The sequence below is a fragment of the Flavobacterium sp. GL_143 genome (assembly GCF_057834355.1).
Window position 1 is genome coordinate 2955342 of sequence record NZ_CM174401.1, and the last position, 12786, is coordinate 2968127.

Annotated in this window: 11 protein-coding genes; 7 read left to right on the plus strand and 4 right to left on the minus strand. The window is 32.9% G+C overall.

Going from position 1 to position 12786, the window contains the following annotated elements:
* Positions 1–102: 102 nt before the first annotated feature.
* Positions 103–1326, minus strand: coding sequence for an aminotransferase class I/II-fold pyridoxal phosphate-dependent enzyme (locus AC3IPI_RS12805; protein ID WP_039118922.1), 1224 nt, complete (start codon positions 1324–1326; stop codon positions 103–105).
* A 483-nt stretch (positions 1327–1809) separates the two neighbouring features.
* On the opposite strand from AC3IPI_RS12805, the gene AC3IPI_RS12810 reads away from it, so the two are divergent.
* From AC3IPI_RS12810 to lpdA, 4 genes are all read left to right on the plus strand, one after another.
* Entirely contained in the window at positions 1810–2268 is a 459-nt protein-coding gene (locus tag AC3IPI_RS12810) for an Lrp/AsnC family transcriptional regulator (protein ID WP_039113898.1), read from the plus strand.
* A gap of 389 nt (positions 2269–2657) precedes the next feature.
* Positions 2658–2903, plus strand: a complete 246-nt coding sequence (locus tag AC3IPI_RS12815; RefSeq protein ID WP_489153109.1) for a hypothetical protein — start codon at positions 2658–2660, stop codon at positions 2901–2903.
* On the plus strand, positions 2893–3189 hold the full coding sequence (locus tag AC3IPI_RS12820; protein WP_489153111.1) for a type II toxin-antitoxin system RelE/ParE family toxin: 297 nt from the start codon (positions 2893–2895) through the stop codon (positions 3187–3189). Before AC3IPI_RS12815 ends, AC3IPI_RS12820 begins: the two co-directional genes overlap by 11 nt.
* Before the next feature lie 61 nt (positions 3190–3250).
* Positions 3251–4654 (plus strand): dihydrolipoyl dehydrogenase, encoded by a 1404-nt coding sequence (gene lpdA / locus AC3IPI_RS12825; RefSeq protein ID WP_489153113.1) that lies wholly within the window; start codon positions 3251–3253, stop codon positions 4652–4654.
* A gap of 176 nt (positions 4655–4830) precedes the next feature.
* Here lpdA and AC3IPI_RS12830 read toward each other — a convergent pair whose 3' ends face one another.
* A complete protein-coding gene (locus tag AC3IPI_RS12830; RefSeq protein ID WP_039113901.1) occupies positions 4831–5208 on the minus strand; it encodes a DoxX family membrane protein in 378 nt (125 codons plus the stop codon).
* A 189-nt stretch (positions 5209–5397) separates the two neighbouring features.
* Positions 5398–6303, minus strand: a complete 906-nt coding sequence (locus AC3IPI_RS12835; RefSeq protein WP_489153115.1) for a DUF4349 domain-containing protein — start codon at positions 6301–6303, stop codon at positions 5398–5400.
* Positions 6304–6513: 210 nt separating this feature from the next.
* Here AC3IPI_RS12835 and AC3IPI_RS12840 point away from each other — a divergent pair, with 210 nt between their 5' ends.
* The 3 genes from AC3IPI_RS12840 (at position 6514) to AC3IPI_RS12850 (ending at position 11289) form a co-directional block, all read left to right on the plus strand.
* Complete coding sequence (locus AC3IPI_RS12840; RefSeq protein ID WP_039119020.1) at positions 6514–7800, plus strand: anthranilate synthase component I family protein; 1287 nt, start codon at positions 6514–6516, stop codon at positions 7798–7800.
* A gap of 76 nt (positions 7801–7876) precedes the next feature.
* The gene (tilS, locus tag AC3IPI_RS12845; RefSeq protein WP_489153118.1) at positions 7877–9184 is read left to right on the plus strand and encodes a tRNA lysidine(34) synthetase TilS; all 1308 of its coding nucleotides are present in this window, start codon (positions 7877–7879) and stop codon (positions 9182–9184) included.
* Positions 9184–11289, plus strand: a complete 2106-nt coding sequence (locus tag AC3IPI_RS12850; RefSeq protein ID WP_489153120.1) for a protein-disulfide reductase DsbD family protein — start codon at positions 9184–9186, stop codon at positions 11287–11289. The genes tilS and AC3IPI_RS12850 overlap by 1 nt, the downstream gene beginning before the upstream one ends.
* 91 nt (positions 11290–11380) lie before the next feature.
* Here the strand turns inward: AC3IPI_RS12850 and AC3IPI_RS12855 are convergent, their stop codons facing one another.
* A complete protein-coding gene (locus AC3IPI_RS12855; protein ID WP_039118927.1) occupies positions 11381–12697 on the minus strand; it encodes an ammonium transporter in 1317 nt (438 codons plus the stop codon).
* Positions 12698–12786: the final 89 nt, after the last annotated feature.

Genomic DNA, 12786 nt, shown 5'->3' on the forward strand with positions numbered 1-12786 from the left:
GCAGTCTAACAATCTAAGCAAGTCTAATTATAAAATAAAAAAATCCGCTAAGAGAATTTCTCCAGCGGATCCAAACAAAATTTAAAAATTAAGCAAATTTATTTATAAAGAAATGTTTTGTGTTTCTAAAACCTCAAGCTCTATCATACAGGCTTTCATCATTTGGTAAGTTCTCTCGATGTCGTTATCCAATCCAATCGAGAAACGAATTAAACCATCAGTTAAACCCATCGTAGCTTGTTCATCTAGCGGAATTTCACTAGAAGTTGAGGTTCCTGGAGCGCTAAATAAAGTTTTGTAAAAACCTAAACTTACCGCCAAATATCCAAGATTACGTTGCTGCATCAATTCCATTAATTCATTGGCTTTAGCCAGAGAACCAACATCTATTGTAAGCATACCACCGTAACCATATTCAGGATTAATCATCGTTTTGTATAATTCGTGGCTAGGGTGACTTCTTAAACCAGGGTAAACCGTTTTAAGACCGTCTTGTTCAAATTTGTCGGCTAGAACATGCGCGTTATGACTGTGTTGTTTGATTCGAATGTGCAAAGTTCTTAGGTTTTTCATCACACTAGCCGAACGTAAACTGTCCATCGTAGGGCCTAAAAGCATGCTTGCCCCACTATTTACATTTTTCAAACTGTTAATAAATTCTTTAGAGGCACAAGTTACCCCACCAACAGTATCACTGCTACCATTTATATATTTTGTCAAACTATGAATCACAATATCGGCACCTAGTTTGGCAGGCGAAACCGACAAAGGCGAAAACGTATTATCGACAACTAATTTCAGGTTGTATTTTTTTGCAAGGCGAGACAAACCTCTAATATCCGCTACTTCTAATAAAGGATTACTTACCGTTTCGCAGTAAATAACCTTAGTTTCAGGAGTAATTGCAGCTTCTACAACGTCTAACTTTGTTATATCTACAAAAGTCGTTTTTACTCCAAATCTCGGAATTAAATTTTTTAAGAAAGCATACGTTCCACCGTATATAGTACGACTCGAAACAATATGATCTCCCGCGCTGCACAATTGCATTAATGTAGGTGTAATTGCACCCATTCCCGAAGCCGAAACATTTGCAGTTTCAGTCCCCTCCATAGCAGCAAGAGCTTGGTCTAAGTATAAATTACTAGGCGATGAATGGCGGGAATATAAATAACATCCTTCTATATTTCCTTCAAAAGTATCAGACATTGTTTTGGCCGAAAGAAAAGTATAGGTAGAAGAATCCGAAATAGACGGGTTTACACCTCCGAATTCTCCGAAATATTGTAAATCCTGAATACAGTTTGCTGGGCTGAAATTTTCCATAGGTTTTTGTTTTAAGTTTTAAATAATAGATTTAGGGAATTGAAATAATAAAAACTTGTGAGCAGTTTTTCTTTGTAATTGATAATTAGTATGTTTTGTGTAGGTTTAAACATATATAAAGATACATTTAATCTGTTTAAAAACATATAATTAATTAAAAATCAATAAATTAAAAAAAAAACAAGAGCTTTAGTTTTTACCTGTATTTAAGAAGCTATTCCCGCTATCCGCTATATCTTTTTCATGAAACCCTTCCTCCGTCAGGATATCATGAAAAAGGATGTCGCTACTATCGGGGCTATGAAACCCGAGTACACCATAAATCTTATTCAAAATAAAAGTATATCAGAATAATAATCAATCATAGTTGTTATATTTAGATTATTAAACTATAAATATATGTTTAGTTAGATTTATTATCTAAATTTACTTTTGAAATAAGATCAAAACAGATTATTTTTCAGACTAAAAAACCAACCAACTATGATATTAGATTCCACCGATAAAAAACTACTATTATTACTCCAAACCGATAGTAAAAAAACAACCAAAGAGTTATCCTTAAAACTAGATCTATCTGTAACAGCAGTTTATGAGCGAATCAAGAAACTAGAACGAGAAGGAATCATTCATAAATATGTAGCGCTAGTCGATAAATCCAAAATAGAAAAAGGATTTGTAGTTTTCTGTCACCTCAAACTCATTCAGCATACCAAAGAATTCTTAACCAAATTTGAAAACGAAGTAATACAGCTAAAAGAAGTACTCGAATGCCATCACGTAAGTGGAGATTATGATTACATTCTAAAAGTACTCGTAAAAGACATGGAAGCCTACCGGGAATTTCTAGTAACCAAACTCACAAACCTACAACATATAGGCAGTACACAAAGCACCTTTATGATTAGCGAAGTAAAAAACACAACGGTGATTTCGTTCTAAGAAGCTAAGGTTCTGAGATGCTGAGATTCTAAGTTTTTTTTGAAGTTACAGAGGTTCAGAGCAACAAAGGTTCAAAGGTTTTTTGAAGTTACATAGGTTCAGAGGCGCAAAGAATCAAAGGTTTAGCTTTGCGACTTAGCATCTTCGCGAGAAATATCCTAATCTTGTCAGGTTGAGCGGAGTCGAAACCCCGCATTGCCCTTCGACTACTCAGAATAACAAAATTGAGGAAAAAAAGAAAATTATAGAGTATTTACTCCATGTTTTGCACTTACACATTTTTGTATGAAATTGAAAATTAATAATAGTTAATTAAAAATGTTAAATAGGAAACTATCACAATACTAATCACGTATAAAAAGCTTAAATTTGAATTAAATAATTTGAAAATGGAAATTAAAGAATTAAGACACAAGCTTATACTTGATTTTGGAAAATTTATAGAAGACGATTCAAAATTAGAAGTTTTGGAAGGGGTTTTTGATGCGATTAATCAAGAAGATGTTAATTCGGTAATACCCGACGAACATTATAATAGAGTGTCAGAAGAACGCGAAAAATATCTTTCTGAAAAAAGTATAGGTAGTAGTTGGGAAGAAGTTGAAAAGAGACTGAATACTAAATATGGCTTTTAATCTTGTAATTTTACCATTAGCAGAAAATGAAATTGATGAGTCTATTAAATTTTACGAAAGTAGAAGCAAAGGCTTAGGAAAGCATTTTTTAATTTACTTAAAAGGATATTTGAAAATCCTTAAAATAAACCCGCAATTATTTGAAATTAAGAAAGAACCTAGTTTTCGTGAATTGACTTTATCAAAGTTTCCATTTGTTATCATTTATGAAATCATAGGAAAAGAAGTTATAATTTACTCGGTTTTCCATACTTCGAGAAATCCTGAGAAAAAACTCAAACTTTAAACTTCAAACAAAACTTAATTCCTTAATTTTGTATCGCTAAAAAATAAAAAATCAAAATACTATGAGTTCATTTGACGTAGTCATTATAGGTTCAGGTCCCGGCGGATATGTTTCGGCAATTCGTTGCGCACAATTAGGTTTCAAAACAGCTATAATCGAAAAGTACAATTCGCTTGGAGGAACATGCTTAAATGTAGGATGTATCCCTTCAAAAGCATTATTGTCATCTTCACATCATTATGCTGAAATTAAACATTTTGCAGATCACGGAATTGAAGTTTCTGGTGATGTAAAAATCAATTTAGAGAAAATGATTGCTCGCAAACAAGCGGTTGTAGACCAAACTGTTGGTGGGATTAATTATTTAATGGATAAAAATAAAATTACCGTTTTTAATGGTTTAGGTTCATTTGTAGATACTACACATATTGCAGTTGCAAAAGAAGATGGAACATCAGAAACAATCGAAGCTAAATATACTGTTATTGCAACAGGTTCTAAACCTTCATCTTTACCATTTATCAAAATCGATAAAGAAAGAATTATTACTTCTACAGAAGCATTAGCATTAAAAGAAGTTCCTAAACACCTTGTTATTATTGGTGGTGGAGTTATCGGAATCGAGCTTGGGCAAGTTTACCTACGTTTAGGAGCACAAGTTTCAGTAGTGGAATTCATGGACAGAATTATTCCAGGAATGGATGGTTCATTATCTAAAGAATTAACTAAAGTATTGAAAAAACAAGGAATGAAATTCTACGTTTCTCACAAAGTAAAATCAGTAGAAAGAAACGGCGATGCTGTTGTAGTTCAGGCTGAAAATGCAAAAGGAGAAACAATCACTCTAGAAGGAGATTATTCATTAGTTTCTGTAGGGCGTCGTCCATACACAGACGGATTGAATGCTGATAAAGCTGGAGTAAAAATTTCAGACAGAGGACAAGTTGAAGTAAATGATCATTTACAAACAAACGTTCCAAATATCTATGCAATTGGAGATGTAGTTCGTGGAGCAATGTTAGCTCACAAAGCGGAAGAAGAAGGAACAATGGTTGCTGAAATCTTAGCAGGACAAAAACCACATATCGATTATAACCTAATCCCAGGAGTAGTTTATACTTGGCCAGAAGTTGCAGCTGTTGGACAAACAGAAGAGCAATTAAAAGCTTCGGGAGTAGAGTACAAAGTAGGAAGTTTTCCTTTTAAAGCATTAGGACGTGCAAGAGCAAGTGGAGATTTAGACGGATTCGTTAAAATTCTTGCCGATGCTAAAACTGATGAGGTTCTTGGAGTACACATGATTGGAGCACGTACTGCCGATTTAATCGCAGAAGCTGTAACAGCAATGGAATTTAAAGCATCTGCTGAAGATATTTCAAGAATGAGTCATGCACATCCAACATTTGCAGAAGCAATAAAAGAAGCAGCATTAGCAGCAACAGATAATAGAGCATTACACGTATAAAAACGTTGTAGAGACGCACTACAATGCGTTTTTAACATAACAAATTATACCAAAAATAAAAACCCGACAATTAATTGTCGGGTTTTTTTATGAATTTTCGGTAACGCACAGTCGTTCTGTAGAAACACACCGTTCTGTAGAGACACACGCAGTGCGTCTAATAAAGTACGTTTTTATTACGCTGTAAAAACAGTTTTATAATTATCCCAATATCTATAAATCAAAAATATATTACCTAGAAATAACAAAGCTGCAATAGGTAAGTTTTCTGGAGACATAAAATAATTAATAAATAAGATGTTTATGGTAATAGGCAGGATTAAAATGTTAGCAAGCGTTACAAAACGACCAGTTACAAAAGCAATCCCGCAAATTAATTCTATTGATTTTGCTAATGGCATTAAATACGTTGATGCAACCAGTCCCGAATTAAAAGCTTTAAAATTATCGTTTGCTGCAGGTTCTGCCGGCATAAGGTGGAAGAAAAAGCTGATTGATGCAAAAAGCAATAAAAGACCAATTAAAGTTCGGATAATAATAGTGGCGATTTTCATGATATAGATGATTTTTATAGGTTAAAAAATAAAATTTTTGATATAAAATAATCTCATTTTAATAATTAAAAAACGGGTTTAATTATTAAATTATTATGAATTGTATAAACTATTTAATGATGTTTTGGGATTTGTTTAATGTTATATCAAATATAATGATTTTTACGCTATAAATAAACACATGAATTCTTATATTTTAGACTGTTTTTTAACATATTTTCTATAAACGAAAAACCCACCAGTACCAATTAAAATAAATGGCCAAATATTTATAAAAAAGACAATTATACCTTGTAGTAAGTACCAACCACTTTTTAAAGCATCAATAATTTCGATACCAATATTTGGTTTATAAGAGTTATTGTCTTTGATGCTAGCAACTACTTCTTGTTTTAAAGATTGATTTTGGTACAATTGCAAAGTAATGGTGCTAAAATTTATCTGATCTTTTAAAGATAGTTTTTCGATTTTGCTAGAATCATTTTGTTCTTTTTGTGCAGCAAGCGTATTCTCTGCTTCCATAACATCGTTTATTTTCTTGCCTTTAGTATTAATAGCATTCTCGATTCTTTTGCTGTTTTCAGCACTTCTGTTTTGAGCAAGCTGGTTCGAAAGCAATTTTAAAGAAACATCATCGGCTTTGATAACGCGGTAATCCAGAAAATCTATTTGCTTGGCAATGATTTTTATAACCGTATCGAGTTGAGTGTTGGGAACACGAATAGTAATATCGTTTATTACCGAATATTTAGTGGTTTGCAAAGTACTGTCTTGACTTATTTTGGTTTGTATTTCGTCTTGTATTGTACTTTGTAAATTAGTATAAGTAACAAAACCTCCAAATTTTGTTGTTGCGTTTTCAATTGCATAAGTTGATTTTGCTACATTTTTGACCTTAAATTTTATGTCGGCGGTTCGAATAAATTTACGATCGCTATCTTTTTTTTCGACAGCTGCTGATGACGAAATTGTATCAGCTGTACTATCAGCTGATTCTGCAGCAGAGTCTTCGAGAGATGTATCTGCTTTTTTGCAGGAAAATAATAGTGCGATGATTACTACTGTAGTCATGCCAAATTTTGCAATTGTTTTCATGGGTAAATGATATAATTATAGATTAATAAATTAGGTTACTTAATAGAGTGTTTTTTATAAAAGGATAAAATTAGTTTTGTCTCAATATTCGTATCAATTTTATAAAATGAATATAAAGTGGTGTAATAAAAAGCGTGCCAATATTTTTTGAGATTACTTTATCGAAGGAATTTTTTTGTCGTAATTTTGACGGATAAAAAAAATAATTTTTTGAGAGTTTCAATTCACAAGCATATTTCGAATCCTGCGGCCTTTAAACAGCAACTTTTAGTTTGGGCACAACAACACCGAGAAGTTGTTTTTATGGATAGTAATTTGTATCCACAAGAATATTCAAGTTTCGATTGTTTGCTGGCTGTCGATGCTTTTACATCAATAAAAACCGATTTCCATAACGCATTCGAAGATTTAAAACAATACCAACAAACGACCAGAGATTGGCTTTTTGGTTATCTTACCTACGATCTAAAAAATGATATCGAAGAATTACAATCGACAAATTTTGATGGATTAGAATTTCCTGATTTATTTTTCTTTCAGCCTAAAAAAATATTTCTAATAAAAGGAGATCAACTCGAAATTCAATATTTATCGATGTGTGATGATGAGGTCGAAGAAGATTATGATGAAATTGTAAAAAGTGAAAGGTTGGATATAAAAAGCCAAACGAATCTTCTGATCAATCAACGAATTTCTAAACAAGATTATATTGCTAAAGTCAATTCGGTTCTAGAGCATATTCATCGCGGAGATATTTATGAAGCTAATTTTTGCATGGAGTTTTACGCAGAAAAAGCAACGATAAATCCATTAGAAAAGTTCGAAAAACTTAATGAAATATCACAAGCACCATTAACTGTTTTTTTTAAAAATAATAAACAGTTTTTACTATCGGCTTCGCCAGAAAGATATATTCGTAAAATAGGAGATACGATAATTTCGCAACCTATAAAAGGAACTTCAAAACGTTTTGAAGATAAGATAGAAGACGAAAATTCTAAAAAGCAGTTAGAAGCTGATCCAAAAGAACGTGCCGAAAATATCATGATTACCGATTTGGTTCGAAATGATTTATCGCATACCGCTCAAAAAGGCTCGGTAGAAGTGGTAGAGTTGTGCAAGATTTATTCTTTTTTGCAAGTGCATCAAATGATTTCGACGATTACTTCAAAACTAGATTCTCAATATTCTCCAATCGATGTTTTAAAAACAACTTTCCCCATGGGAAGTATGACTGGAGCACCAAAGATTTCGGTAATGAATATCATCGATAAACTAGAAGAAACCAAACGAGGATTGTATAGTGGGGCAGTAGGTTATTTTACGCCAGAGGGAGATTTTGATTTTAATGTCGTTATCCGAAGCATTTTATACAATCAGGAAAAAGAATATGTTTCCTTTTCAGTAGGTAGTGCAATTACATCACAATCAGTTCCCGAAAAAGAATACGAAGAATGTTTGCTCAAGGCAAAAGCCATGCAGCAAGTATTACAATAATAAACAAATCTATTTTTTGTATTTTTAACCAGTTGATTTGCAAAACCAAATCATAATAAAAGACGTAAATTAAAATATGCTTCAAAAATTTAAAAATCATATTACACAAACATTTCCTTTTCTGGAGAAAAAGAAATTACTACTAGCTACAAGCGGAGGTTTGGATAGTATGGTTATGGCACATTTATTTGCTCAGCTAGATTATGATTTTGCAATTGCGCATTGTAATTTTCAGTTACGAGGATTAGAAAGTTTTGGCGATCAGGAATTTGTGAGCAATGCTGCGGATAATTTAAAATGCCCATTTTTTATTACACAATTTGACACCGAAGCTTTTGCCAAGGATTATAAACTTTCGACTCAGGTTGCAGCACGGGAACTACGGTATAATTGGTTTTATGAACTTTTAGATACCGAAGGTTATGATTATATTTTAACGGCACATCATGCTGATGATAATCTGGAAACCTTTATAATTAATTTAAGTAGAGGAACAGGATTAGATGGATTAATTGGAATTCCAGAGCAAAATGAATCCCTTATTCGTCCGCTTTTACCATTTTCGAGAGAAGAAATAAAACAATATGCCGAGGATAATGCTATCGAATGGCGAGAGGATAGTAGCAATGCATCTAATAAATATTTACGAAATAAAATTCGTCACGATTTAGTTCCCGTTTTAAAAGAAATAAATCCTAATTTCTTAGCAGTTTTCCAGAAAACACAAGAGTTCTTGCAAGAAGCACAAATTATGGTCGAAGATGCTTCGATTATGATTTATCAGCAAGTTGCAAAAGAAATTGGTGATGAAATTCATTTCGATTTAGAACAGTTAAAACGATTAACAAATTATAAATCGTATTTATACCAATGGCTTAAAGAATATGAATTTTCGGCTTGGGAAGATATTTATGAATTAGTTGAAAGCCAGTCGGGAAAGCAAATTTTTTCTTCAGAATATCGATTACTGAAAGACAGAACAACATTAATTTTAAGCCCAATTCCTGAAATTCAACAAGAGGAATTTTACATAGAAATCAAGGATAAAGAAGTTAATTTTCCCTTAAAATTGAGGCTTTGTAACGTAGGTCACATAACTATAGATTCAAATAAAGCTATATTTGTGGACGCCGATAAAATAAAGTTTCCTTTGCTTTTACGAAAGTGGAATGAAGGTGATGTTTTTCATCCATTTGGAATGAATGGAAAATCTAAAAAAGTGAGTAAACTTTTTAAAGATGAAAAATTATCCCTGATTGAAAAAGAAAACACATGGATTTTGTGTTCGGATAATCAAATTGTTTGGGTTGTAGGAATCAGACAAGATGAGCGTTTTAAAATAGAAAATACTACAAATAAGATACTTAAAATAGAATTACAATAATGAAATCAAACTATTACCCGCAAGCTTTACTATCAAAAAAAATCTGGAATAATTCGATTGTGTTTTTGTTGCTTTTCTTTTTTGCTTTTGCAAAAGGAAATGCACAAATCCTAGAACCAGTAAAGTGGACATCTAAAATTGAAAAGAAATCTGGAAACAATTTTGTATTGATTTTTGATGGAGTTATTGAAAAAGACTGGCATTTGTATTCGCAATTTACTCCAGATGGAGGGCCGCTTCCATTAGAGATTTCATTTAAAAACCAAAAAGGAAACTATAACTTAGTTGGTAAAGCCAAAGAAGGAAAAACCAGAACAGCATTTAATGATGTTTTTGGTGTTAATGAAACTTTCTTTGAAGGAAAAGCGCATATCGAGCAAGAGATAACAATTACAAATCCTAGCGTAAAAACAATCGATATTGAATTTGATTTTCAGGTTTGTAAAGAAGTTTGTATCAATTTAAACAAGAAGTTTTCTATTGCAATTCCAGCTAGTTTTAAAATGAATGCTGATGCTGCAGCAACTGCTATTGTAAAAGCAGATGAGGTTGTAGTAGATCCTGTAGATGCTTTGGCGGTTGATACTACAAAAAATATTGTGGGAACTAAGGCTTTAGAAACAACAAAAGATAATATTGATGTAGATTCTTCTACTTCAGACACATCTGCACCAGCTCCGCAAAGAAGTTTGTGGTCTATATTCTTTATTGCATTTTTATCTGGTTTTGCAGCATTGCTTACGCCATGTGTATTCCCAATGATTCCTATGACGGTTAGTTTCTTTACAAAACAAAGCAAGAGTAGAGCAAAAGGAATTAGAAATGCTATTATTTATGGAATTTCTATTATTGTAATTTATGTTGCACTAGGTTGGTTAGTAACTTGGATTTTTGGAGCAGATGCGCTCAATGCTTTGTCTACAGATGTTTGGTTTAATTTAATCTTCTTTGTTATATTAGTTGTTTTTGCAACTTCATTTTTGGGAGCTTTCGAAATTATGTTGCCAAATTCATGGGCAAATAAAGCAGATCAACAAGCAGATAGAGGTGGATTAATCGGAATATTATTCATGGCTTTGGCTTTGGCAATTGTATCATTTTCTTGTACAGGACCAATCGTTGGAACTTTATTAGTTGAAGCTGCTTCAAACGGTGGAATTGCTCCGGTTATTGGAATGTTTGGTTTCTCATTGGCTTTAGCCTTACCATTTATGTTATTTGCAATGTTCCCGGGATGGTTAAATTCATTGCCAAAATCGGGTGGATGGTTAAACACTGTAAAAGTTGTTTTAGGATTCCTGGAATTAGCTTTAGCATTCAAATTTTTATCAAATGCCGATTTAGTTTTACAATTGCATTTTCTTGAAAGAGAAGTTTTTATAGCAATATGGATTGCGATTTTTGGAGCTTTAACATTATACTTATTCGGTAAAATTACATTGCCACACGATAGTCCTTTGCCACATATATCAGTTGGACGTTTATATTTAGGATTACTTACACTTGTATTTACGGTGTATTTAATTCCTGGACTTTGGGGAGCGCCATTAAAATTAATTAGTGCTTTCCCACCACCACCACAATATAGCGAAAGTCCGTTTGGAGTAGGAGGGTCAAGTAATTCAAGTCTTGGTTCGGATAAAGGATTACCTGATGGAGCAGAATTAGGCCCACACGGAATCATGGTTTTTCATGATTATGAAGATGGAGTAGCTTTTGCTAAATCAATCAATAAACCAATTATGCTCGATTTTACAGGTTATGCTTGTGTGAATTGTAGAAAGATGGAAAACAATGTTTGGTCTGACGAAAGAATATTGCCAATCTTAAAAAATGATGTGGTGCTTATTTCTTTATATGTTGATGATAAACGTGAATTGCCTGCAGAAGAACAATACGTAACAGCTACAGGAGATAAGATTATTACAGTTGGTGATAAATGGACTGATTTTATGATTTCTAAATATAAAACCAATACACAGCCTTTATATATCATAACCGATTTAGAGGGTAAGAATTTAAATACTTCTAAACCAACAATTAGTTACGTTGGAGCAGATGAATATTTGAAATGGCTAAAAGAAGGAATTTCAAAATTTAAGTAAATAATAAAAAAGACCAATCTAAGATTGGTCTTTTTGTTTTTTATGTTACTCAGTATATAAAGATGCTTTAAAATAATTTTAAGGCATTTTTTTATAAAAATTCTCCATGTTGAGAAATGTCTAATCCTAGTTCTTCTTTTTCTTCAGTAACTCTTAGAGGCGTAATTTTATTTACAATAAAGAAAAGGATATAAGAACCTACAAAAGCAAAAATGGATACAATTACCATTGCTATTAATTGGTTTGTGAATAATGTTGAGGTTCCAAAAATAAGACCTTGATTATCTCCAACAAGTGGGTTTATGGCTTTAGAAGCAAAAACACCAGTTAATAACATTCCTACCATACCACCAACACCGTGACAAGCAAAAACATCTAGCGCATCATCAATTTCTCCTTTAGGAAATTTAGCTACTACAAGATTACTTACAATGGCAGCAAATGCTCCGATAAAGATTGCGTGAGGAATACTTACGAAACCAGCAGCAGGCGTAATAGCTACAAGACCTACAACTGCCCCGATACAAGCTCCAAGTGCTGATAGTTTATGTCCTAAAATTTTATCAAGAAATACCCAAGCCATTGCTGCGGCTGCGGCTGCAACTGTAGTTGTACCTAATGCCTGAACAGCTAGACCATTTGCTCCTAAGGCTGAACCTGCATTAAAGCCAAACCATCCAAACCATAATAATGCAGTTCCTAGTAACACATATGTAATACGAGCAGGATTTACTTTTTGTACTTTTCTTTTTCCTAAAAATATAGCTCCGGCTAATGCAGCCCAACCAGCGCTCATATGTACAACTGTTCCTCCTGCAAAATCAAGTACACCCATCTTAAAGAAAATACCTTCAGGATGCCATGTCATATGCGCCAAAGGAGAGTATATAACTAGTATAAATAAAACCATGAATAATAAATATGCCCAAAAACGAACACGTTCTGCAAATGCACCTGTTATTAATGCAGGAGTTATAATGGCAAATTTTGCCTGAAATAATGCAAATAGCATAAACGGAATAGTAGGGGCAAGACTCCATGCGGTATTGGTGCCTACACCTTGAAAAAATAAATTAGAAGTTGGATCGCCTATAATTCCCCCTATTGTTGGACCAAAGGCTAACCCGAAGGCAACAACAACCCATAAAATGGTTACAATTACCATTGCCATAAAACTTTGCAGCATGGTGCTAATTACGTTTTTCTTGCCAACCATACCTCCGTAAAAGAAACCTAATCCTGGAGTCATTAGTAATACAAATGCCGTTGCAACAATCATCCAGGCAGTATCACCAGTATCAAACTTTACAGCTTCGGTTGGGGTAGGGCTATCGGACAGGATAAAATTAGAGAGAAAGGTTAATACCAAAATCGTGATTAGAATCACAGTTAAAATAATTTTTCGCATAGTTGGTTAGTTTTAAATTTCGATAAAAGTATAAAATGATTTAATACCCCATTAAAAAATAGTGTTTACTGTTTGATTTTTGTTAAATT